General features: G+C 38.0%; 19 protein-coding genes. 13 read left to right on the top strand and 6 right to left on the bottom strand.

Going from position 1 to position 23,592, the window contains the following annotated elements; translation table 11 throughout:
- The first annotated feature begins 130 nt into the window (after window positions 1-130).
- Together H1R81_RS21340 and H1R81_RS21335 are read left to right on the top strand one after the other, a co-directional pair.
- A complete protein-coding gene (locus tag H1R81_RS21340) occupies window positions 131-2,212 on the top strand; it encodes a hypothetical protein (protein ID WP_181842772.1) in 2,082 nt (693 codons plus the stop codon).
- A gap of 300 nt (window positions 2,213-2,512) precedes the next feature.
- Window positions 2,513-3,031 carry a DUF4385 domain-containing protein gene (locus tag H1R81_RS21335; protein WP_181842771.1) on the top strand — a complete coding sequence of 173 codons (519 nt, stop codon included), beginning with the start codon at window positions 2,513-2,515 and terminating at the stop codon, window positions 3,029-3,031.
- Window positions 3,032-3,104: 73 nt separating this feature from the next.
- On the opposite strand, the gene H1R81_RS21330 is transcribed toward H1R81_RS21335, so the two are convergent.
- The 3 genes from H1R81_RS21330 to H1R81_RS21320 form a co-directional block, all read right to left on the bottom strand.
- A complete protein-coding gene (locus tag H1R81_RS21330; protein WP_181842770.1) occupies window positions 3,105-5,576 on the bottom strand; it encodes a ribonucleoside-diphosphate reductase subunit alpha in 2,472 nt (823 codons plus the stop codon).
- Between the two features lie 518 nt (window positions 5,577-6,094).
- The gene (locus H1R81_RS21325; protein WP_181842769.1) at window positions 6,095-6,766 is read right to left on the bottom strand and encodes a thiamine diphosphokinase; all 672 of its coding nucleotides are present in this window, start codon (window positions 6,764-6,766) and stop codon (window positions 6,095-6,097) included.
- Window positions 6,767-6,897: 131 nt separating this feature from the next.
- A complete protein-coding gene (locus H1R81_RS21320) occupies window positions 6,898-7,497 on the bottom strand; it encodes a transposase (RefSeq protein WP_181842768.1) in 600 nt (199 codons plus the stop codon).
- 118 nt (window positions 7,498-7,615) lie between these two features.
- Here H1R81_RS21320 and ispE point away from each other — a divergent pair, with 118 nt between their 5' ends.
- From ispE to recO, 3 genes are read left to right on the top strand one after another with little or no spacing between them, the layout of a single operon-like run.
- On the top strand, window positions 7,616-8,434 hold the full coding sequence (gene ispE / locus H1R81_RS21315) for a 4-(cytidine 5'-diphospho)-2-C-methyl-D-erythritol kinase (protein WP_181842767.1): 819 nt from the start codon (window positions 7,616-7,618) through the stop codon (window positions 8,432-8,434).
- 20 nt (window positions 8,435-8,454) lie between these two features.
- Window positions 8,455-9,063 carry a cytochrome c oxidase subunit 3 gene (locus H1R81_RS21310; protein WP_181842766.1) on the top strand — a complete coding sequence of 203 codons (609 nt, stop codon included), beginning with the start codon at window positions 8,455-8,457 and terminating at the stop codon, window positions 9,061-9,063.
- Complete coding sequence (recO, locus tag H1R81_RS21305) at window positions 9,032-9,721, top strand: DNA repair protein RecO (RefSeq protein WP_181842765.1); 690 nt, start codon at window positions 9,032-9,034, stop codon at window positions 9,719-9,721. Before H1R81_RS21310 ends, recO begins: the two co-directional genes overlap by 32 nt.
- A 36-nt stretch (window positions 9,722-9,757) precedes the next feature.
- Here recO and H1R81_RS21300 read toward each other — a convergent pair whose 3' ends face one another.
- Complete coding sequence (locus H1R81_RS21300; RefSeq protein ID WP_181842764.1) at window positions 9,758-10,060, bottom strand: hypothetical protein; 303 nt, start codon at window positions 10,058-10,060, stop codon at window positions 9,758-9,760.
- 134 nt (window positions 10,061-10,194) lie between these two features.
- Here H1R81_RS21300 and H1R81_RS21295 point away from each other — a divergent pair, with 134 nt between their 5' ends.
- The 5 genes from H1R81_RS21295 to H1R81_RS21275 all read left to right on the top strand — a co-directional run bounded on the left by H1R81_RS21295 (window position 10,195) and on the right by H1R81_RS21275 (window position 20,097).
- The gene (locus tag H1R81_RS21295; protein ID WP_181842763.1) at window positions 10,195-10,926 is read left to right on the top strand and encodes an SHOCT domain-containing protein; all 732 of its coding nucleotides are present in this window, start codon (window positions 10,195-10,197) and stop codon (window positions 10,924-10,926) included.
- A gap of 818 nt (window positions 10,927-11,744) precedes the next feature.
- Complete coding sequence (locus tag H1R81_RS21290; RefSeq protein ID WP_181842762.1) at window positions 11,745-15,956, top strand: 3-coathanger stack domain-containing protein; 4,212 nt, start codon at window positions 11,745-11,747, stop codon at window positions 15,954-15,956.
- A 118-nt stretch (window positions 15,957-16,074) separates the two neighbouring features.
- Window positions 16,075-16,320, top strand: a complete 246-nt coding sequence (locus tag H1R81_RS21285) for a type B 50S ribosomal protein L31 (protein WP_101724443.1) — start codon at window positions 16,075-16,077, stop codon at window positions 16,318-16,320.
- Window positions 16,321-16,489: 169 nt separating this feature from the next.
- Window positions 16,490-17,557, top strand: a complete 1,068-nt coding sequence (locus tag H1R81_RS21280) for a helix-turn-helix domain-containing protein (protein ID WP_181842761.1) — start codon at window positions 16,490-16,492, stop codon at window positions 17,555-17,557.
- 146 nt (window positions 17,558-17,703) lie between these two features.
- Window positions 17,704-20,097, top strand: coding sequence for an outer membrane beta-barrel protein (locus tag H1R81_RS21275; protein ID WP_181842760.1), 2,394 nt, complete (start codon window positions 17,704-17,706; stop codon window positions 20,095-20,097).
- A 5-nt stretch (window positions 20,098-20,102) separates the two neighbouring features.
- Here H1R81_RS21275 and H1R81_RS21270 read toward each other — a convergent pair whose 3' ends face one another.
- Window positions 20,103-20,984, bottom strand: a complete 882-nt coding sequence (locus H1R81_RS21270; RefSeq protein WP_181842759.1) for a DMT family transporter — start codon at window positions 20,982-20,984, stop codon at window positions 20,103-20,105.
- Window positions 20,985-21,195: 211 nt separating this feature from the next.
- On the opposite strand from H1R81_RS21270, the gene H1R81_RS21265 reads away from it, so the two are divergent.
- The 3 genes from H1R81_RS21265 to H1R81_RS21255 all read left to right on the top strand — a co-directional run bounded on the left by H1R81_RS21265 (window position 21,196) and on the right by H1R81_RS21255 (window position 22,836).
- Entirely contained in the window at window positions 21,196-22,098 is a 903-nt protein-coding gene (locus H1R81_RS21265) for a TIGR01777 family oxidoreductase (protein ID WP_181842758.1), read from the top strand.
- Between the two features lie 60 nt (window positions 22,099-22,158).
- Complete coding sequence (locus H1R81_RS21260) at window positions 22,159-22,548, top strand: HIT family protein (protein WP_181842757.1); 390 nt, start codon at window positions 22,159-22,161, stop codon at window positions 22,546-22,548.
- Between the two features lie 102 nt (window positions 22,549-22,650).
- On the top strand, window positions 22,651-22,836 hold the full coding sequence (locus H1R81_RS21255) for a hypothetical protein (RefSeq protein ID WP_181842756.1): 186 nt from the start codon (window positions 22,651-22,653) through the stop codon (window positions 22,834-22,836).
- A 45-nt stretch (window positions 22,837-22,881) separates the two neighbouring features.
- Here the strand turns inward: H1R81_RS21255 and H1R81_RS21250 are convergent, their stop codons facing one another.
- Window positions 22,882-23,517: a carbonic anhydrase gene (locus H1R81_RS21250; protein ID WP_181842822.1), complete on the bottom strand. Its 636-nt coding sequence runs from the start codon at window positions 23,515-23,517 to the stop codon at window positions 22,882-22,884.
- Window positions 23,518-23,592 lie beyond the last annotated feature (75 nt).

Raw genomic sequence — 23,592 nt, 5'->3', positions numbered from 1 at the left:
AGGCAAATATTAAGCCAGAAGGATATTGATTATATTATATACCAAATATAATTTTAAAACATATTCTTAAAGAGAGTTCAACAACTTTATGGAATTATGCTGTAAATTTACCATTTTAACTATTGATAAGATGCCAAAATATTTAGTGCTTTTTCTGACGTTTTTAAGCTCATTGGCTTATGCTCAAACTGAAATTAATTTATCTGATTTTAAGCAATCGAAAGATGTAAAGGCTGAAATTGAACAAGAGGTATTGTCTGTGTCGTGGACTTCGGGCAAGGATGAAAAAGCAAAGATTGTGATTGATTTTGCAAAAGATAAACCGCTTATAAAAAGCCTTCAACTTATAAAATCAAATGTGGTTAAGGAACTCATGGCAGACCTGAACCCGGCTTTTCTTTTGACCGTTGGCAAAAGAGATTTAGTATCACAAAATGGATGGAACATTTTTTTTGATAAAACAAATAAAAAGCCATTTCAGAGATTTGCAGTAGAAATGATTAAAAATGAAGCAACCGTTATTTCAGATGGTAACAGGACTATTGTAAAAATCGGGAAATTAAAGGCAGGCAATTTTACGGGAAACCTTGAAATAACGCTTTATAACAATAGCCCATTGATGAACTTTGCGGCTGTAGTGTCCACTGAAATAGATTCTACGGCTATTTTATATGATGCAGGATTATTGAATAAAGGGAAACTTTGGAAAAATATTTCGTGGCGAAACCCTGCCGACCAGTTACAAGCTACATCACCTGCACGCAAAGACACCGTTACACCTTTGGCTGTCAAGTACCGAACAATTGTTGGCAATAATGAGGCTGGCAGTGTGGCTGTTTTCCCGGCACCACATCAATATTTTTATCCCTTAGACGAAGCATTCAATCTAAGCTTTACATGGTTTGGTCAGAATTATGCTAATTTATTTGCAGATTATGGTTTAGGGATTCGCCAGGATCTGAATGGTGATAATCGTTATGTACCCTGGTTTAATGCACCGCCAAAAACACAACAGAGACTTAATTTTTACTGCTTATTGAGTACCGAAACCGCAGAAAAGGCAATTGAAGAAGTTAAAAAATTCACTCACAACGATAGGTACAAACCTCTGGCACATTATAAAACGATGTCGAGCCACTTCCATAATGAATATGTGATGAATAATATTATTCCCAAAAAGGAAGAAAAAGGAACGCCCGTTTTTGTAGATGTGTTCAAAAATACGGGAATAAACATTGTGCATTTGGGAGAGTTTCACTATACAGCACACCCCAAAGGACCTGACAGCTTACGTTTGAAAGAATTAAAAGCTTTGCATGATATGTGCAGCAGATTTTCTGACACAAAATTCCTTTTGCTGCCAGGTGAAGAACCAAATGAGTTTTATGGAGGGCATTGGTTGAGTTTTTTTCCAAAACCAGTCAATTGGATTATGGCAAGAAGCCCGGAAAAACCCTTTGTTACACAAGACCCTGTTTATGGAAAAGTATATCGTATTGCTAACAAGGCAGAAATGCTCAAACTCCTCGAATTGGAGAATGGCTTGGCCTGGACAGCCCACGCCCGTACAAAAGGCTCAACGGGCTATCCTGATAAATACAAAGAAGAAGATTTTTATAAATCAGACCGCTTTATGGGAGCAGCCTGGAAAAACATTCCTGCCGATTTATCCACTCCAAAAATTGGTAAACGAGTATTAGACTTAATGGATGATATGGCTAATTGGGGCTTACGGAAGCACGTAATTGCCGAATCTGATATTTTTACCATTCGTCCGGAAAATGAAATGTATGCGCATTTAAACGTGAATTACCTGCAAATGGAAACGCTACCGCAGTATAAAGATGGTTGGCAACCCGTTTTAGATGCCATGCAAAACGGAAAATTCTTTGTTTCAACTGGAGAAGTATTGATGCCCGAATTTACTGTAAATGGAAAACACAGTGGCGAAACAATTACCCTGAATGATAAAAATGCAAATGCAGAAATTATTGTAAAGGGAGATTGGACTTTCCCTTTAAATCTTTTAGAAATCGTAACGGGAGACGGGAAAAGCGTGTTCAGAGAAAAAATAAATTTGAATTATACCTCAGCCTTCGGCAGCGAAACCTTTAAACTAAAAACAAACTTAAAAGGAAAGAAATGGATAAGAGTTGAGCTTTGGGATGTAGCCACCAACGGGGCTTTTTCGCAGCAGATTTGGATTGAGTAACCCAATTTTCTACTTGATATTGAGGCGGTGAAGCAGTAATAAAATTGCCATTCGCAGGCAAAAGAAATAAGTTTAAACAGGTTCTCTATATAATGCGTATCCTATAAAAGGCCATTCCATAAATAATACAGCTAAAAAGTCAACGATCATACCAATGGATTCTGCTCAATTAGCCCGATATATACCCATCGGTATCATTCCCTTTAGCAAGTATGATATCTATAAAGAGGATTGATAAAAACTTCTTCTAAAACATTCAACGTCACTCATAGTTATCATAGTCAAGAGTATATCCAGGCTATGAATAAATTCAACTACAACTTAGATTTCAAAACCACCGATTTCCGGAAAAACCCGGAATTGTATCGTATTGGTGTGGGAGAACAAGGTGTATTGCTGGTAGAACCCTATAAATCAGAAATACTTCCGCTATGGCGGTTTAAAACAGTAGAGCTGGCCCGAGAATCAAGCAAAGCTATTTATGAGTTATTTGAAAAATATCTGAAAGAGAAAGATTTTGTAGGGGCAGATATGGCCCGTAAATATCTGCAGATGGGTTTCACCCGCGCCCGCCGCTACGCTAACCATGCCAGCGGACAAAAATACTCACAGGATAGCAAGAGAAAAGAACCTGTTGAATATCCGTATTCAAGTGGAAGTAAATTTAAGGATAACGAGATATTGCCCCAGGAAGCTGATGCCTTGACCAATGAAAAAGCGCAGGCGGCGCAGGTATTTAAGGAGGTCTGGTTTAAGGCTAAGGACCATAATGAATATAAAGCTTTGAAGAAGTGGTTTAGGGAGAGGTATTATGAATAACTCATACAAAGCAAAAACCACCCTTTTGGGTGGTTTTTTCGTGAAAGATTAAGAAAGAAAGAAGTCGGAATCCCTATGAGCCACACATCTCGCAACCCTCAGGGTCGTCGAGTGAGCATTGCATAGCGGCGTATTGATACTCGTCATCACTATTAAAAGTCGCTGCGGCTGTTGCTTTTGCCGTTTGTTCTTCGGCATATTTAGCATAATCCAATGGTTTTTCCTCTACGGTTGTAACCGCCGGCACTACCTCTGCAATCGCTTGTCTGTCTACTGTGAATTTCACAGCATCTGTAGCGGCTTTGGTTCTCAGGTAATACATACCGGTTTTCAAACCTGCTTTCCATGCGTAGAAGTGCATAGAAGTAAGTTTACCGAAATTAGCGTTTTCCATGAAGATATTCAAAGACTGACTCTGGCAGATGTAAGCACCACGGTCAGCAGCCATATCAATAATAGTTTTTTGCTTGATTTCCCATGCAGTTTTGTAAATATCTTTCAGATTCTGCGGGATTTCAACAATAGCCTGTACCGAGCCATTGGCAGCAATCAGCTTGTTTTTCATGGTATCGTTCCAGAGACCAATTTTTACCAAGTCTTTCAACAAATGTTTGTTTACTACTACAAACTCACCCGATAATACACGACGGGTATAGATGTTTGAAGTATAGGGTTCGAAACATTCGTTATTGCCTAATATCTGGCTGGTCGATGCCGTTGGCATCGGAGCTACTAAAAGCGAGTTACGCACACCATTCTGCTTCACTTTCTCACGAAGGTCTTCCCAGTTCCAACGACCTGAATCAGGTGAAACACCCCACATGTCGAACTGGAAGATACCTTGCGAAATCGGAGAGCCCTCCCATGTAGCATAAGGTCCGTCTTTTACTGCCATTTCCATCGATGCTTCCATTGCAGCATAGTAGATAGTCTCGAAAATGTCTTTGTTCAATCGACGGGCTTCGTCAGATTCAAAAGGCATTCTTAGTACGATCAACGCATCGGCTAATCCTTGTACACCTAAGCCAATCGGGCGGTGACGAAGATTACTTTTTTCTGCTTCGGGAACAGGATAGTAATTGACATCAATTACTTTATTTAAGTTACGGGTGATAACCTTCGTAACTTCATACAATTTCTGATGATCAAATTTCAAAAAGCCCGACTTTGCATCTTTTACAATATACTTAGGTAATGCAATTGATGCGAGGTTACAAACAGCCACTTCGTCTGGTGCTGTGTATTCGATGATTTCTGTACACAGGTTTGAAGATTTGATTGTACCTAAGTTCTTTTGATTTGATTTCTGGTTAGCCGCATCTTTGTATAACATGTATGGTGTACCTGTTTCTACCTGCGACTCCATGATAGCAAACCATAGATCCTGAGCTTTGATTGTTTTACGAGCCTTACCTTCGGTCTCGTATTTCTGATACAATCTTTCAAATTCCTCTCCGTAACATTCTGACAGACCAGGGGCTTCGTTAGGGCAGAACAACGACCAGGTGTCGTTGGCCTCAACGCGCTTCATGAACAAATCAGAAATCCAGAGAGCGTAGAACAAATCGCGAGCACGTAGTTCTTCCTTTCCGTGATTTTTCTTTAACTCTAAAAATTCAAAAATATCGGCATGCCAGGGTTCGATATAGATAGCAAACGAGCCTTTGCGTTTTCCACCGCCCTGATCCACATAACGGGCAGTATCATTGAAAACACGAAGCATCGGCACAATACCATTAGAAGTACCATTAGTACCTTTAATATAAGAGCCCGTTGCACGCACATTATGGATTGCCAATCCGATACCGCCGGCTGATTGTGAAATCTGGGCAGTCTGGCGTAAGGTATCATAAATACCTGTGATACTGTCATCTTTCATCGTCAATAAGAAGCACGACGAAAGCTGTGGTTTTGGTGTACCTGCATTAAATAATGTAGGTGTGGCATGTGTAAACCAGCGTTCAGAAAGCAATTCGTAGGTTTCAAGCACACGGTCAATGTCATCGCCATGAATACCTACCGCCACACGCATCAGCATGTGTTGTGGGCGTTCAACAATTTTGCTGTTTAGCTTAAGCAAGTACGATTTTTCTAAAGTTTTATAACCAAAATAATCATAGCCAAAGTCTCTGTCATAGATAATAGCAGAATCAAGCGTAGCCGCGTGTTTCTGAATCACTTTCCAGGTTTCTTTAGCAATTAATGAAGCATTTTGAGCAGTTTTAGGGTCAACGTACTGATACAGCATTTTCATTGTCCCTGAAAAAGACTTCAAAGTGTTTTTGTGAAGGTTAGAAATAGCAATCCGGGCAGCCAAAATAGCATAATCCGGGTGCTTTGTTGTCATCGAAGCGGCGGTTTCCGCAGCAAGATTATCTAATTCCGAAGTACTAACTCCATCATAAATTCCTGCTACAACTTTCATGGCTACTTCAACGGGTTGGACAAATGCCGGCTCAAGGCCATAGCATAAACGCTCAATGCGAGCAGTAATTTTGTCGAACTTCACCGACTCGCGGCGTCCGTCTCGTTTGATTACATACATAAGGCAGTCAGTAAGGGGTTTGGATTCGAAAAAATATTTTCATGACCACGCACGTATGGTCGGGATACACTTTCAATGTACAGCATAAAATTTTATAGTTATGGTGACCGCCAGTCACTTTCTGGGTTTAATTTTTTGGGTTATATAAGCAGTCTACTTTCGTTCTTTTATCGTTTTTATACACACCCGAACATACGCTCATATTCAGAACGAGTATGTAAAATTAACAAAATCTTAAGGCTTGAAAAAACCGTACTTCTATACCATTTTAGCAACAGTAAAAAAGTCTAATATTAAGAAAATGTTAAGACCTAATAATCAGTCAGTTAGTTTCTGCGAAGGTAGAAAAAATCAAACTAAAAAGTTATCCACAAAAGTTATGCACACTTTTTAATGGTTTTTTCCAGTAAAAATTTACGTAGTGGTTAGGAAGGTTGTTTGGTTAACAAATGTAAATGTATAATTTTCAGAAAAAAAGAAAAATTCTGAAAAAGTTATCCACATTGAAAATTCGTTTATTAATCATGGCATTCCATCAATAATAAGTCTCCTTCCACATACGAAATTCTCACAATTCCGTCCTCGGCGGCTTCATTGCTGTTTCCAGCTCTATATCCGAGCATAAGTGATTCATTATCAAGGCTATACCTCAAATTCTCTGTGCGTATGCCTGTTGTCGTGCCAACTGGCACCAAAGAGATAGGTGAGCCTTTGGAAAACCACTTCTCAAATACGTTTGGGGTAGGTAGTAAGGGGTATATTACTGAATAATCGTCGATTAAAACGATATGAAGTTTACTTTTGTAACGCACAATATTGGTCATATTCGTAATGGAATGGTCAGCTCTACGACCTGTTGCCCACACCACATTGACCGCGGGAAAACCCCGACTTATCAACATATCGAACGCTTTCTCTAAATCTGTCTTTTCCTGATCAGGCGTATGAATAATTTCGATTGGATATTGACTTTTCCCGATTTCTGTTAAGTCAATGTTAACATCAAAATCGCCCAAAAGTACATCAACTTTAATCCCCAGTTCGATTACCCGATAAATAGCCTGGTCCAAGACCACAACGAAAGGACTCCACTCCAGCAATTGTCCCAACAATTCGAAACTGCACGCTTCACCATTGGCAATAATTAATGCAGGTTCTTGTTTTTCTCTTACGATATGATGAGACGACATTAAAAAAAACTAAGTTTCAAACTAAGGTAAATAGTAAACCTTAGAACAGCGTCAGAAGTTCTTAATAATAGAGAATAATTTTTCAATTCTTGGCAGCACAATTATAATCTGCTAATTAGCAGCAGATATGATTATTTCATATCAGCCAGTTTATTCAAATCAATATCATCCAAGGTAGCCTTAATTTTATCCATAGAAACATTATTGCCTTTGACACTCACTACAAAACGGTTAGCAAGAAGCACAGCTACCTCGCCATCATTGTTTTTAGTATTGTATTTTTCGAATGACTTATGGTCTTTATAGGTAGTCGTTTTTTCGTATCCTGACTCATTCTCTTTATCTACATCTATCATGGCCCATGCAGCCATACCCATAATGGCGCCTGTGCCTGCTACATCAACAATGCTCACCTCTATTGAACTGTCTCCTTCGCGGTACCTGCCATTAGCCGTTGATACCTTAAAACCCATTGCACCTGTCTTTTCACTTGATGCTTCAGTACGAGGCATTCCGTCAGCATCAGCTGGGAGTAGCTCTTTTAATACCTTGGCATCTACCACCTCCTTCGGGCCTTCCTTTGAGAGCTTCTCTGCCTCTTCTGCAACACTTTGCAAGGCTTCTAACCCGGTTTTAGGTTCTTCTTTTTTTTCCTCTTCTTTTTTACCTCCACAATTCGACAGTAAAAAAGTTGCGGCCAGCAGTAGTAAAAATATCTTTGTAGCTTTCATGTTTTAGATTAGTTTAAGGGTAAAATTTCAAGAAATATAAGTAGTTTTTCAAAAACAAAAAATGATTTGCTATAATTTTATTCCCTGCTGCTAACTTTGAGTTTTTATTGCTTAACCAATGCTTACATTCCCAAACGCTAAAATAAATATCGGGCTGAATATCATAGAAAAACGCCCTGACGGATTCCATAATATTGAGTCAGTTTTCTACCCCGTTAACTGGTGTGATGCTTTAGAAATTGTACCTGCCAAACAGTTTCATTTCCAGAGTTCCGGTCTATCTATCCCGGGTGATCAACACAGCAATCTATGTATTAAGGCCTATCATTTATTGCGCAACAGCCAACCCAGAATGGCTCATAATGGTGCTCATTTTCATTTACATAAAGTAATACCTATGGGTGCAGGCTTAGGTGGCGGCTCAGCCGATGGTGCCTTTGCACTAAAAATATTGAACGAAATTTTTGAGTTGGAATTAAGTAACACAGACTTACAGAAATATGCCCGCCAGTTAGGCTCTGACTGTGCTTTTTTCATTGAAAACCGCCCTGTATTTTGTTTTCATAAAGGCGACGAATTTGAAGAATTTTCACTAAATTTAACAGGTAAATTCATCATATTAGTCAATCCTGCTATTCATATATCAACGGCAGAAGCCTATGCCGGAGTGTACCCCAAAAAGGCTGAAATTCCATTGAAAGAAGCATTAAAATTACCATTGGATAAATGGGGTGGGGTTATTAAAAACGATTTTGAAGAAAATTTGTTATGGAAATATCCAACCATTGGCGCCACAAAGAAAACCCTGTATGAACAAGGCGCACTTTATGCATCTATGACCGGCTCCGGTTCGACTGTATATGGTATTTTTGAGACTGAAAAAGACTTAAAAGCACAATTTCCTGATTTTGCCCTTTGGCAAGGATATTTGAACTAACGTTATACTAACTAAAGAGAATGCTGAAACAATTAACAAAACGCCGTGAACCACTTTCATTTATGCTTTACCTGGGCATTATGGGGAGTAGTTTATTGTTTTTTTTCATCATTCTTGTCTTCGTTGCCAAAGAAATTAATAACCAGCAGATTACCATAAAAATACCGGGCGTGTTCTGGGCAAGTACCTGTATAATTATTACAAGTAGTTCAACCTTGCAGTGGGCAAATAAGGCTTTCAGAGAAGAACGATTCCGCAGCTATCGTCTCAATATAAGTCTTACATTAATCTGTGGTATTCTATTTATGGTATTACAGGCTTTAGGTTGGCGACAAATGATTCTTGGGGGTATCACAATGAGTAACAATACAGGAGGCATGTTTATTTATATTTTATCGGGCCTGCACCTGATTCATGCTTTAGTAGGTATTGTTGCTTTAGGCGTAGCCAACAGAGATGCGTTCAAGCGTATGGAATATGTAGAATCTTATGTATATAGTGTAAATCCACCTAATCAGCTAAAACTCAGGCTGATTAGCATCTATTGGCATTTTATTGATGCGCTATGGTTACTTTTATTCCTTTTCCTACTATACCATGCTTCACAAAACCAGGGGAATAGTCATTAATTATATTCGTTATCGAGAAACGTCTATTATTGCCAAAATTTATACCGAAAAGTTTGGTGTACAATCCTATATAGAAAACGGTGTAAGAAGTAGCAAAGGTAAAAACAGAATTGCACTTTTTCAGCCACTTTCGCTTGTAGATCTGGTTTTGTATCACGACGACAAAAAAGAGATTCATCGTATCTCTGAAATAAAATCAGCTTATCCGTTTAAAACTTTGCCATATGATGTCTATAAGTCGAGTATTGCCATGTTTTTAGATGAGGTGCTGAACAAAACCCTGAAAGAGAGTAACGAAAACCACGTCTTATTCGAGTTTCTTTATCACTCTTTTATATTTTTAGACGAAACCGACCAGCATTTCGAAAATTTCCACCTTATTTTCCTGTTAAAATACACTTTCTTCTTAGGCTTTTCTCCGAACGACTCCAACGAGATTCTTACACAATTTCGTGAAGCCAATATCAATATCCCTTTTGATTCAGACTATAAAGCAATAATGAATAGGCTGATTTTGGCAGATTATCAGACCCCTATTAACATGAGCAGGGGAGCAAGAAACCATTTACTCGAGGTAATTATTCTTTTCTATCAACTACATGTCGAAGATTTTGGCGATGTTAAATCGTTGCAGGTATTACGCGAGGTATTGAGTTAGTACCACACTGGTAAAAGTAAGCATTCTATCTTTTGTTTACTTATTTGCAAACGGATCAACAATAAACAAAAAAACTATAAAAGCTACATCAATGAGTGGGATAAGAGCTATCTTCAATGATAAGGAATAATTACCCGAAGAAAACTTAATCCATGCAAAAATCTGTGTAATAAGAATAACCACAGGCAAGAAAAATACTGCCGCTGCCAGTATCCACAGCATTCTGTTTTTGTCAGAACCCGGCGCATCAAACATCATTGGCGACATCATTGCCATTACAGCCGTTGGTATCAGGGCAAGTATGCATAGAATATTCACAATTAAAGCGATGAGTTTCATAGGATTAAGATAGGTTAGTGCCAATATGAAATCAAAAATAGCATTAAAATTCTTATTGTTTTAATCTGCCCTTTTTTTAATATTTGCTTTGCTGTTTAATTTCTGCTAATCTAAAACCTTAATATCTACCTGGTATGACAGAAGAACAACTACTTAAACTCGAGAGAATAAATAATCTTCGTAAAGATGGGGTAATCTCACAGGCTGAATTTGAAAAACTAAAACGAGATATCGTTGGAGATGCCAGCCCGGTATTTGTTGGGCGTGATGGCAAGGTTATTTCGCAAAAATCAGGTAAAAATAGGAATGTATGGGGATATCTGATAGGTTTAATTGTTATTATTGCAATTTTAGGAAAACTACTCTCGCCAAAAGAAAAGGCAGTAGATTCGTCTTTATCTGCAAAGACCGGTACTACCAAGAATAATATAATAGATTCTGCACTTACTATCGAGGGCGAAAAACTTCAAAAAGAAGCTACTGGAAATCTAAAAAAATACTTTTCCATAAAAAAGGATGAGTTTAAAGGAACATCATGGTGCATACCTAAAACAGCCCCTACTTACAGAAATTCAAATGCCGTTTATTTATATTTTGAAAAGAAAGAAAATATAGTTGGCAATTTAAGATTTGTGGGACAGTACGCCGCAGAGGATTGGTTATTTATCCAATATGCACAGTTTTTGATTGATGGAGTAAATTACGATTATTACCCAAACAAAATGGAAACTGATAATGGAGGGGGCTATATATGGGAATGGTTTGATGATTCAGCAAGTAGTTCAAATGTAGCAATAATCGGAGCTTTAGCAAAAGCTAAAACAGTGAAAATCAGATATGTGGGAAGACAATATGCCAAAGTGTGAGAAATGAATTCGACACAGATAAAATCTATAAAAACAACCTTAGCAACTTATATCGGACTTGGAGGTACATTCTAAGTTGTCCATTTTAGTGTAGAATTATAGCCAGTTATAATTTAACGGAATTTTTAACTGATACCCACGTCAGAATTAATTTAATCTCAGCAATCACCATATTGGCTTTGCCCAAATTTATACCAGCTGATAATGCACAACAGGTTAAAGTTGTTCAGGATTATTTCTTTCCTTTAAAAATATATTGTTTAGGCTTCGTCAGCCTAATCACTAAATCACTCTGTCAACAGTCTGATTCCATCAAAAAACCCCGGAAATCCTTCTCAATTCCCTCATAAACCCCGAAATTTAGAGACCCTGCAATCCATATAACAACTACTGACATAGATAAAGAAAAAAGATAATCAACACAAGTACTTGTTATATGAAGGCAGGGGTAAGCAGCGAAAGCGTGTTAAAGAGAAGTTAGCAATATTTACCAACAGGTAGTTTCACAGTATGTAATAATATAAACTATGAAAACCGAATCGAAAAAGATAGCCAATAGGGTGGATCCCCCTTTGAACCACAACAGCAGCGAAGCAAAGCGGTAATAGTTTCAGGCTACCAGCCACCAAGACAGAACCTAAAAAGGTTACCAATATGGTGGAAACCTTTTTGAATGATGGCGCAGATATTCCGGCTCAAAGAGGTTAATAAGGTTCAGGATAAATATTCTTTTACCGTCTGATAAATACAGGAAAACCCGTATTGTTTTCTAATTATTAAATCTCCAATTTTGTCTTCCTATCAGTTTGTCGGTTCCTATGAAAAAATCTCTACTATTTCACTCACTTATTTTAAGCCTCATTACATTTTCAATACAGGCACAACAAATCAGCTATACACCCCCTATGGCCCAACCAAAACTAAAGCTGGGGTTAGCACAAGTAGCCACTTTGGCAAACAATAATCAGGTGATTGACGCAGGCAATGTCCGCAACTATGAGTTATTCCAATTTAAGGAAGTTAATAAAAAGATATTGGTTGATGTAATAGCTAAAGGAGAAGTAGCTAATCTGCAGAAAGAACTCAGTGCCTCAACTATCGAAATGATAGGATTCTCAAAAAAAAGGATTACCTGTTGGATAGAAACAGATAAAATTAATAGTCTGGTTAATGCTTCAAGAAATATCTCCTGGATACAGCCTGTTATAAAACCTTTGAATAATTCAGGCCCTGTGATGTCGCAGGGTGACTCTGCCCAACGTTCAGGTATAGCCCGACAAATGACCGGTCTCAACGGAACAGGTGTCAAAATAGGGGTTTTATCTGATAGTTATAACTTATTAGGTGGTGCAAATGCAGGAGTAAGTGCAGGGGAGTTGCCAGGCACAGACAACCCTAATGGTTTTACTACACCCGTAACTGTATTGAGTGAATCTTTGAGCGGTGGAGCCGATGAAGGAAGAGCCATGATAGAAATAATACATGATGTGGCTCCAGGTGCACAATTATATTATTATTCTGCGTACAATGGCGAAGCCGATTTTGCCAATGGTATCAGAGCCCTGGCCGCAGCAGGTTGTAAAATTATTGTAGATGACATTACATATCTGCTCGAACCTTTTTTTCAGGACGGCCTCATAGCACAAGCGGTTGATGAAGTAGCCGCCAATTATGGTGTGTCTTATTATTCATCAGCAGGAAACTCCATCAATAGCTCGTACGAAGCCCCCTATCAGTCATCAACTTTTCAGCCTTTTATTAATAGTACTGAAACTGCACATAATTTTGGAACAGCCGGAAGCCCCGTTTATCTCCTGCCCATTCAGGTAATAGGTAGTATGACTATGACTTTAGAATGGGACGACCCCTATTTCAGTACCGGAAACGGTTCAGCAGGAGCTACTTCTGACCTCGAAATTTATCTTTTAATACAAAGCGGAGGGAACTATCAGGTAGTAGCTTCCAGTAACGAAAGTAATATCGGTGCTGACCCCGCTGAGTTATTTGGGGTAAATGGTTCCGGCACAGCCTATATCTTAATTACTAAAAAAGCCGGTACAAACCCCCGGAACATTAAATTTGTGGGATTTCGTGGCTTAAGCTGGTCTATTACACCTACTACTATTGCAGGCATTAAAGCCTCTACCATTATCGGGCATCATAATGCCACCAATACTATAGCGGTTGGTGCTGCCAGTTATGACCAGACGCCTGCATATGGTGTTAATCCACCTCTGCCTGAATCTTATACCTCTCGAGGCGGTACCCCTATTTACAGATCTATTTCAGGCGATTTATTACCTACACCTGTTGTGCGGGCAAAACCTGAAATTGTAGCCCCTGATAATGCCAACACCTCTTTTTTCATTGCAGGGTATGACTATGAGAGCGATGGTAAGCCCAATTTCAATGGCACATCTGCAGCAGCACCTCATGCAGCGGCAGTAGCAGGTCTGATGCTACAAGGGAATCCGGGCTTGACACCAGGCGCAATCAAAACAGCCCTGATTAATTCTTGCGTAGATATGGACGACCCTTCGACACCCGGCTTTGATACAGGTTTTGACTACGCCACAGGTAATGGATTAATCAGAGCTGATGCAGCTGTTTTAAGTACATTGAACCCGAATTGTCCGACTGTGAATGTTACCATTACCCGACCCACCACTTTTTGTGAAGGAGATTCGGTAATTCTTGATGCCAACACTGCTTCCGGTTATAGTTTTCAATGGAAAAGAAATAATACTGACTTACCCCAACAAACTCAGGCAAGATTAATAGTAAAAGAATCTGGCTTGTACACAGTGGCCATTACCAATCTGAATTGTACACTGTCTTCTACCGCCATCAGGGTTACTTCAAAATTAGGGGTGCCTGCACCAGTTACCGTAAGCAGAACCATTAGTCAAGGTACTGTAATCACTACCGGAAACGGACTACAAGCTAATAGCAACTGCCATCCACAACAAACAGCTACTTATACAGGCCCTACCGTTGGCTACGATAATGGCACCAAAAACGGCCCTGATCCAACTGCAACAATAGCGGGTGTGAATGGTAATATTACTTTAATAAGGATTTCAGTCAGGTGGAGAAAAAGAAGTGGGGGCACCATTAACGACTGCGGAACAACAGGGGGGAACAGCAATCCGTTTAACGATGAAGTATCGTTTAAAATAATAGCTCCCGACAATACAACTATTAATCTGCTGAACGCCAATACTTATTCTTTTTATGGCAGTTATGTGGGTACTGTAACAACCATATTTGAAGATGGAGGCGCGGCAGTTGGTACTATACCTGCCTCAGGCACTTTCAATCCAGCCCAGAGTCTGGAACTGTTAAATGGTAAAAACCCTAATGGAACATGGAAGCTCATAGCCAATGACGATGCTGCCGCTGACCCACTTTGCGTAGAAGGTTTTTCAATTACAGTTTATACCAACGGTTCTGGAGTAGCAAGCACTATTACCTGGTGGGATAGCCAGTCAGGGGGTAGTCAGCTTGGAACAGGTAATGAATATATCCCGGGCAATACTTCTCCAGGAACTTATACTTATTATGCCGAAGCTGCTTGTGCCGGCAGTGGCTTAAGTTGCCAGACAAGCATCCGTGTACCAGCTTCTCTTACTATTATCCCCGGCTGTGTAACCCAAGCCGGAACTGTAAATGGCAATACTAACGTTTGTGCAGGTAGCAATAGCGGTACACTCACGCTTTCAGGACATATCGGTACAGTTCTCAGATGGGAGTCATCTGTTGACAATTTTGCTACCATTACCACAATTAATAATACTACAACTACTCAGAATTATTCGGGACTGACACAAAATACTCAATTCAGAGCAGTAGTAAAGAATGGGGCTTGTGTTGAAGCCAATGCTAATCCTGCTACAATTACAGTTACTCTTATTAATGCTATAGCCAGTAATACAGGACCTTATAATGTAGGTCAAACGATTCAGTTGACAGCTTCAGGAGGAAGTAGTTATAGCTGGACAGGCCCAAATGCCTTTAACAGTAACGATAATCCAGCTACTATTAATGGCGCTACTATTACTATGGCTGGCACTTATACAGTTACTGTTACGCAAAACACCTGTACTGCCACAGCTACTACCTTCGTATCAGTGAGTGATAATAATCCTTGTAGCAAAGTAGTAGACTTTGACTATGTACTGGCAGGTTATCCTTTCGACTATAAGTTTCCTTTAGTTAATAATATGGTGATTGCACAAGTGCCGGAAGAAACATCTATTATATTAAATCCTATATGCCCAACGGTAACCATTGAGAGTTTCAGAATGTTATTACAGGGCCCTGCTCCATTCCAGAATCATGAAACCATAGAAAGTGTACCTATTTATGCTCTTTTCAATAACACAAGTAACAACGTCTTAGGGCGTCATTTGCCTGTGGGTAATTATACCTTGACGGTAACAGGCTACAATCAGGATAATGCACAGGGAAGCATTACCTATGGCCCTGCGGTTATGAATTTCAACATTATTGCCAGCAATGCCACTATCGAAACACCCACTTTTAATATTAATTCGCTTTGTGCGGGTGGTTCTAATACTTTTAATGTCAACTTCGGCACTACGGGCACTTTTGCCATTGGTAATCAGTTTGAAGTACAATTATCAGATTTGTATAGCTCGTTTGATAACCCTGTAGTGATTGGTACTTCAAGTACAGCAGGAAATGTAGCCTGTACAATTCCTGCCAATGTAGTAGCAGGAAATCAGTATAAAATTCGGGTAGTTTCTACTAATCCTACTATCAATAGTAATTCTAATGGTACAACTATCAGTATTACTTCAAGTGTCTTAACTTTAGTAAGTCCGAACGATAATTATACAGGAGCGACACTTATTAAAACAGCCGGACAAACCATCAATGCAACCAATAAGATATTCACACCATCTAATATCAGCTACGAGGCCGGCAATGCTGTTATTTTGGGCGCAGGTTTTCAGGTAGATAATAACGCAGTTTTCAGGGCTGAAATAAAGGGTTGTTATAACTAAGGAATAAAATATTGAATTTCTTCCATTATTTTATGGAATACGCTTTGTTTTTTGTTTAAATATTTCTAATTTTGCAACCCGTTTTAGCGATTTTAAGAAGTTCAATACAAATACAGCAATGAAAAAAGATATTCATCCAAATTATAGACCAGTTGTTTTCTGGGATTTATCATCGGACTACAAATTTTTAACGCGCTCTTGTGTTAACACAAAAGAGAGTATTGTTTGGGAAGATGGTAACGAATACCCTGTTTACAAAGTGGAGGTTAGTTCAAACTCTCACCCATTCTATACTGGTAAAAATGTATTGCTTGATACAGCCGGACGTGTTGATAAATTCAACAAACGTTATGGTAAAAAATAATTATCAGATTTACGTGCAAAAAAGGTCTTTTGGAAAATTCTGAAAGACCTTTTTTGTTTATTAGCCATCCGTTTACAATTTCTCCTGAAAAGTATATCCTAATTCCTGATTTGCTTAGCATATTTTAGATATTTTTGTAGCAAGAACCTATGCTAAAATTTCTTGAATCATGAACATCAGGCAGGGCATACTATTTTTCTTTAGTGGGTTAGGTGTCTTCAACGGCCTGCTTTTATCTGCTTATTTTTTAGTCTTCAAAAAAGTCCGGACTTTTACAGGATTTTTATTAGGTGTTTTATTATTATGCTTGAGTATCAGAGTCGGAAAATCAGTCTTCTTAATTTTTAAGCCTGGTTTAGCTAAGATTTACCTGCAAATCGGCTTATCTACCTGTTTCTTCATTGGACCTACACTCTTCTATTTAATAAAGTCAATCCGTGAGCGTATCGTTGAAATACCTAAGTACTGGAAATTAAATTTTGCCCTTCATCTCGCCATCATTGTTCCGATCGGTGTATTGTTTACCTATGAGCAGCACCCAGACTTATGGGGTCAATTGATAAGGTTCATTTATCTGCAATGGTTTCTATATACTTTAGCCGCAGGAGTAAAAATGAAAGAGGTATTTACAAAACTCTTTAATAAAGAAGAAATGTTAAATCTGTCAGAACAGTTTCAGTTGCTGCTATTCACAGGTAATACCATCATTTTTCTTAGCTATCTTTTTTCACTTCTCAATATTCAGCAAGGTTTTTATATCACTGGCCCACTTTCGTTTACTTTTATTCTGTATATCAGCATTTTGTTCTTATTGAAAAAAGAGAAAATGGAGATAAATGTATTTGCTGTACAGGATAAATATCTGAATAAGAAAATAGGAGATAAACAGGCAGCTACATTAGTGCAAAAATTAGAACAAATCTTACAAGATCAGGAGTTATACAAAGACCCCAATCTAAAATTGAATGATTTGTCGAAGAAAATCAATATACCGGGACATCAGCTATCACAATTATTGAATGATAATTTAGGCAAAAGTTTCTCTACTTATATCAACGAATACCGGATTAATGAAGCCTGCCGAATGATTATTGAGCAACCAAATCTTACGCTTGAGGCTATCGGATACGAAGTAGGCTTTAATGCTAAATCTACTTTTTATACAACTTTCAAAAAACTCAGACATACCACTCCAATGCTCTACAAAGAGAATGCAGGAAAAAGTGTTAATTCATAAACCAGTACTTATCAATATATTACAACCAGGCTTGACATACACTGAAGTTCTGCTTTATAATTTCGTACTCCTGAATTTCAAACTCCGAACTACGATTTCTCCTTCAAAAATTACATTTGACAAGTTTTTGTTTAAATGTATATCTTATGTCGAAATTATTATTTGCAACTGTTCTATTTTTTCTTGCTTATTCTGTAGCATTTTCTCAGATTAATATCTCAGGAAAAGTCATTGATTATGTATCTAAGCAGGGCGTTCCCTTTGTAAATGTTTCTTTGCTTGCTTCAAAAGATTCTGTTTTAGTGAAAGGGAGCATTACCGATTCCTCAGGTATTTTTCAATTATCCTCTGTGCCTAAAGGTAGCTTTATTCTTTTCTTTTCATCTATTGAACACCAAAAATATTATCAGGCTTTCTCAGTAGAGAATGGTACACTATCGGCTTTGCAATTGAATGATATTGTATTGACCCCCACCAGTCAAGTACTGAACGAAGTGAATGTGAAGGCAGATAAAATACAGATACAACAGACTGATGAAAAACTAATTGTGAATATAGCTGATAATAAACTATTTACCACGGCGACCAATGGCTTTGATATACTGAAAAAAATGCCAGGTGTACAAATCAATAATGACGGTAGCCTTTCAATGGCCGGAGGAGTTATACCAGCTATTTTCATTGATGGCAAGCCAATGCCTATGAGTGTAGAGCAACTACAAAACTATCTGAATAGCCTTACACCTGAAATGATTGCCTCTATTGAAATCATCGCCAATCCATCGGGCAGGTATGATGCCGAATACAAAGCTATTATTGATATTAAGCTACAACGTGATAAAACTTTGGGCTGGATTGGTAATTATGTGGGTACTTTGCAACAAGGGGTTTATACACTTAACAATAATAACCTTACCCTAACCTATAACACGCCAAAAGTGGCATATACAGCAAGATTGGGCTATCAGACAGGTGCTACGGTCTATCGCTATCGGGCACTACAACATCAGGCAAATACCAATATTATGCGCACAGATACCTGGCAGAAAACCAATAACACCAACCTTAATTTACAGTTTGAGGCAGACTACCATATAAAAAAGAATCATAATCTCGGGCTGATATTGCGTACTAATCAAGTCAATCGAAAGGCCTGGGCCGATAATACTCTGCATTTTACTAACTCGACAGGTGAGTATGTATTATCAAACCTTCATAGTATGAATAATTATATACCATCACAAAGAAATTATGGCATCAATTTGAGCTATGACACCCGTATCAGTAAAAATGATTTACACATATTAGGAATATTCTCTCAGATAAATAATCGTCGGAAAGAAGATATTCAGAATACACAAACCCTTACCGGAGATTTATTCAATTACTGGAAAACAAATCTACTTAATGATATTTCTATCCGTTCTATTCAATCAGATTTTGTCAGTAATATAGGGAAAGGTAAATTAGAAATAGGGGCAAAATTTGCTGCTATTAGTACTAAGAATCATCTTAGATATGACACACTTGCCAAAGACAATATTTTTGTACCTGATCCAAGCAGAACCAATAATTTCCATTATGACGAATACATATCAGCCACATATCTGATATATGGGCAAAAATGGAGCAAACTGGATTATAAAATAGGTATGCGTGCAGAAAACACACATAGCTTTGCCAATGCAATCACGAGTAATCAAATCACTGAACGTAATTACTTAAAATGGCTGCCAAGTATTAATCTCTCTTATCAGTTAGCGAATGAGCAGAAAATGACCGTTGCTTATACGCATCGAATGACGCGTCCTGGTTTTGAAGCATTGAACCCTTTCAAGTTCTATCTGAGCCCTCTGAATTATTGGATTGGGAATCCTTATCTATTGCCTTCTGTCACCAAGCAATTAAGCCTAACTTATACAAAAAAAAACTTCTATATTTTGCTGAATGCAGGTCGCGAAGTAGATCCTATGACACGTTATCCGGAATATAACCGTGCGACTAACGTATTGGAGTATCTGGGTAAGAATTTACCTTATAATGATTTTGCCACACTTGAAGCCAACTGGTCTATCGTGGTAAAAAAATGGTGGCGCATGAATCATAATCTTGGTTTATACTACAAAAAAGAGCAAATGCCTTATCATGGAGTAGTTTATCAGATTCCGATTAAGAATTATATGATAAATGGCAGTCAGGTTTTTACATTGGCTAAAGATTTGACGTTCGATATTTATTATTTGTATGTCTCTTCCAGAGGAAACAGTTTATATATTATGAAGCCTGTGTATTATATAGATTTAGGTTTGCAGAAAACGTGGTTGAAAGGCAAACTGAATACCAAATTTACCTTTTATGATATTACCAATACCTATTACTTCCGTCTGGTTTTCAGAGAAAAAAGTATTATCAACAATGAGTTTTCACATTGGTATGGAAACCAGCGTCTAGTATTTTCATTAACCTATAATTTTGGTAAATCAGGTTATAAGCTTAGACAAAATACCAGAAATGAAGAGGAAAGTCGGGTGAGTAATTAGTAATTTTATTTCGCTGGCTTTAAAAACGGATGCAGTATCACAGATAATAATATCAATATACCCCCAATATAAAAACCAGTAGTCATGCGTTCTTTTTCACCAAAGATGAAATAGGCTAACAGGATACCATAAATAGGCTCCATATTGATAGAAAGATTAAGCGTAAAAGCAGAAATTTTCTTCAATAGTTTTACCATTTCATTGTAAGGGTACACAGTGCATATCAGGCCCAAAATAGCTATCCAAATCCAGTCTTTTGGGCTTGGTATCAATTGAAAATGTGTATCAGGAGAAGCATAAACAATAATTGGTATAAACACCCACGAGGCTACAAATGCGCCTACCATTTCGTAAAAGGTAATAGTCTGTGCCTGATATTTTTTGGTAAGTTGGGCATTGATTACCGAAAATACAGTCGCTAAAAAAGCTGCCAGAATACCAATGACAATTCCGGTGATGTATTGGTACTCAAATTTGAATACAAAGTACATTCCTGCTACTACAAGAACACCTAATAGTACCTCTATCCAACTGATTTTCGTTTTTTTTATGAGGGGTTCAAGGATACTCGTAAAAAAGGAGGTCACCGAAAAAGTTACAAGACTGATAGCAATAGTAGAAGCCCTTGCAGAGCCAAAAAAGCACATCCAATGCAAAGAAATAATGGCTCCTACGCCTAATAAAGGCAGACTTTCTTTAAAAGGAATAAGTATATTTTTTTTCTGAATTCTTGCAACTCCATACATACCCAATGAGGCCAGAAGAGTACGGTAAAAAACCACACCTAAAGCGGATACATCAGTCAGGCGGCCAAGAATAGCTGTAAAGCCCAGGATGATAACAATCAGATGGAGTTTGAGGTAATCCTGCGGTAATGTTCTGGTCATGATTTTTTTAAAGTGCTTAGGGCTTTTCTATAGAAGCTCTCTACAAGAATCGCCAAAGTTAGTGAGATTTTGAAAAATATTGATGGCTATATGCTTGGCTTATTTTAAAGAACCAGCTTCAATTGTGCATTTATCAGATTTTGAAAAATCTTAAGAGAAACATTTCCAGGCATTTCTATGTTGTATGGCTACAACTAATTACTAACACAAAGTGAATATTTTAATTACCGGTGGTACAGGGCTTATCGGTAAGCATCTGACACAACTTTTATTAAGCAAGGGCCATCATGTTTCCTTATTAAGCCGCAAAAAAGAGGCTACTCCTAATGTAAAGATTTATCAATGGGATATTGAAAAAGGTATAATAGACACTGATGCACTGAAAAATATTGATTATATTATTCATCTTGCGGGTGCCGGAATTGCTGATAAACGCTGGACAGATAAGCGTAAGCAGGAAATTATAGATTCTCGAATCAAGCCTATTAAAATGTTAAATCAGCATTTAAAAGAGCAAAAAACCAGAGTCAAAGCTTTTATATCTGCTTCAGGTATCGGTTTTTACGGAGGTGACACAGGTGAAACACGATTAGATGAAAATAGCCCGGCGGGTGATGATTTTATAGCTACCTGTACAAAAATATGGGAAGAAGAGACAGAAAAATTCACACAAGCTGAAAGAACGGTGAGCCTTCGTACGGGAATTGTATTAAGTGATGATGGTGGTGCTTTACCTAAGCTGCTACAGCCAATTAAATTAGGTATAGGTTCACCTTTAGGTAGTGGTAAGCAGTGGATGTCTTGGATACATATTGATGATATGTGCCAATTATATTTACAAGCCATTGAAGATTTTAAAATGAATGGGTTTTACAATGCTGTTGCTCCTGCTCCTGTACGGAACGAAGAAATGACCAAAATAGCAGCCGAGATACTGAAACGTCCACTATGGACACCGAACGTTCCGGCTTTTTTATTAAAAATGCTTTTTGGAGAATTGTCTGTTGTAGTGCTGGGAGGCAATTATGTCAAAAATAAAAGGGTTTCGGAAGAATTATCCTTTTCTTATAAATTCACTTCGGTTGAAACCGCTTTAAAAAATCTATTAAAGTAATTTTCAGACCTAACCAAAACCAAAATTTATTACCTTACGCCCAAATTTATTATTTATCCTATGCCTTCTATCTTTTCAAAAATAGTAGCCGGTGAAATTTCATCACATAAAATTGCTGAAACAGAAGATTTTCTTGCCTTTCTTGATGTTTTTCCTTGTGCTACAGGACATACCTTAGTTATTCCCAAAAAGGAAGTTGACTACCTGTTCGATTTAGATGATAAACTCTATACTGGCTTAATGCAGTTTGCTAAACAAATAGAGCCTGCCATCAGAAAAGCTATACCCTGCAAGCGCATCGGAATAGCTGTCATTGGTCTGGAAGTACCTCATGCACACGTGCATCTGATACCAATGAACAGCATGAACGATATGAATTTCAACAATAAATTAAAGTTTTCGCAGGAGCAACTGGCTGAAACCGCGGCCAAAATCAGGAGTTTTTTATAAAATATGGAAGTAGTCTACGCAGTAATTATCTGCCTTTTACCACTGTTTTTATCATGCAGGTGTATATATTTGTTGAGAAAAAACCCGAAGATTTCAGGGTTTATGAAGAGTATCATAACAGCCATTCTATGCGGTATTATTATCGTCTCAATTAGTGTCAGCATTCATCATTTTATGACAGATGGTATCGACAATAAAGCAAATATGAGTTTAGGCGTGCTTACTACCGTGCAAGGTATTATGTCAGGTGTAGTTTTTTTGGTAACAAGGTTTTTAGGTAAGCTATAGTAATTCAGAGAGGCTTTTCGACTGAAAACCCTCTCTGATTACATTTTATTCTCCTAAATAATAAATCTCCTGTATATCTTTCAGAAGTTTATTGAAATCAAGTTTCAGATCTATGAGCGTTCCGGTTTTTATATCAAAAACCCACCCATGTACAGTGGGAAATCCTTTTTTCGAATATTCCTGCTGAACGCTTGCGAGTTTAATTACATTGATACATTGCTCCTGCACATTTAATTCAACCAGGCGATCATAACGTTCCCCTTCATCAGTAATAGCATTCAGTTCGTCTTTGTGCAATCTATACACGTCTCTGATATTTCTTAACCAAGGATTCAGAATTCCCATATCAACAGGTTGCATAGCCGCTTTTACACCACCGCAATTGTAATGGCCGCAAACAACTACATGCTTTACACCTAAATAGCGCACGGCGTAATTAATCACGGACATCACGTTTAAATCAGTAGCATTCACCAGATTAGCAATATTCCGGTGTACAAAAACTTCACCAGGCCCAGCACCCATCAGGTCTTCAGCAGTAACACGGCTATCACTGCACCCTATATACAGGTAGTCGGGACGTTGCTCTTTGGCCAGATTTTCAAAAAACTCTTTATTCGTTCTCTTTTTTTCATTCAACCAGACCTGGTTGTTTTCAAATACTTGTTCGTAAGTAGGCATAAGTGTGAAATTCAAAAGTTAAAAATACTAATATAATTTACTATTTAATAATATATCGCCAACAGGTCGTTCTTG

Origin of the sequence: Emticicia sp. BO119 (assembly GCF_013912375.1) — a bacterium.
Taxonomy (GTDB): Bacteria; Bacteroidota; Bacteroidia; order Cytophagales; family Spirosomataceae; genus Emticicia.
The sequence above is the reverse complement of the archived record's forward strand: the minus strand, read 5'-3'. Positions and strand labels throughout refer to the sequence as shown.

Coding starts and splice junctions, on each gene's coding strand:
- H1R81_RS21340 (WP_181842772.1), top strand. CDS start 131: ATGCCAAAATATTTAGTGCTTTTTCTGACGTTTTTAAGCTCATTGGCT.
- H1R81_RS21335 (WP_181842771.1), top strand. CDS start 2,513: ATGAATAAATTCAACTACAACTTAGATTTCAAAACCACCGATTTCCGG.
- H1R81_RS21330 (WP_181842770.1), bottom strand. CDS start 5,576: ATGTATGTAATCAAACGAGACGGACGCCGCGAGTCGGTGAAGTTCGAC.
- H1R81_RS21325 (WP_181842769.1), bottom strand. CDS start 6,766: ATGTCGTCTCATCATATCGTAAGAGAAAAACAAGAACCTGCATTAATT.
- H1R81_RS21320 (WP_181842768.1), bottom strand. CDS start 7,497: ATGAAAGCTACAAAGATATTTTTACTACTGCTGGCCGCAACTTTTTTA.
- ispE (WP_181842767.1), top strand. CDS start 7,616: ATGCTTACATTCCCAAACGCTAAAATAAATATCGGGCTGAATATCATA.
- H1R81_RS21310 (WP_181842766.1), top strand. CDS start 8,455: ATGCTGAAACAATTAACAAAACGCCGTGAACCACTTTCATTTATGCTT.
- recO (WP_181842765.1), top strand. CDS start 9,032: ATGCTTCACAAAACCAGGGGAATAGTCATTAATTATATTCGTTATCGA.
- H1R81_RS21300 (WP_181842764.1), bottom strand. CDS start 10,060: ATGAAACTCATCGCTTTAATTGTGAATATTCTATGCATACTTGCCCTG.
- H1R81_RS21295 (WP_181842763.1), top strand. CDS start 10,195: ATGACAGAAGAACAACTACTTAAACTCGAGAGAATAAATAATCTTCGT.
- H1R81_RS21290 (WP_181842762.1), top strand. CDS start 11,745: ATGAAAAAATCTCTACTATTTCACTCACTTATTTTAAGCCTCATTACA.
- H1R81_RS21285 (WP_101724443.1), top strand. CDS start 16,075: ATGAAAAAAGATATTCATCCAAATTATAGACCAGTTGTTTTCTGGGAT.
- H1R81_RS21280 (WP_181842761.1), top strand. CDS start 16,490: ATGAACATCAGGCAGGGCATACTATTTTTCTTTAGTGGGTTAGGTGTC.
- H1R81_RS21275 (WP_181842760.1), top strand. CDS start 17,704: ATGTCGAAATTATTATTTGCAACTGTTCTATTTTTTCTTGCTTATTCT.
- H1R81_RS21270 (WP_181842759.1), bottom strand. CDS start 20,984: ATGACCAGAACATTACCGCAGGATTACCTCAAACTCCATCTGATTGTT.
- H1R81_RS21260 (WP_181842757.1), top strand. CDS start 22,159: ATGCCTTCTATCTTTTCAAAAATAGTAGCCGGTGAAATTTCATCACAT.
- H1R81_RS21255 (WP_181842756.1), top strand. CDS start 22,651: ATGAAGAGTATCATAACAGCCATTCTATGCGGTATTATTATCGTCTCA.
- H1R81_RS21250 (WP_181842822.1), bottom strand. CDS start 23,517: ATGCCTACTTACGAACAAGTATTTGAAAACAACCAGGTCTGGTTGAAT.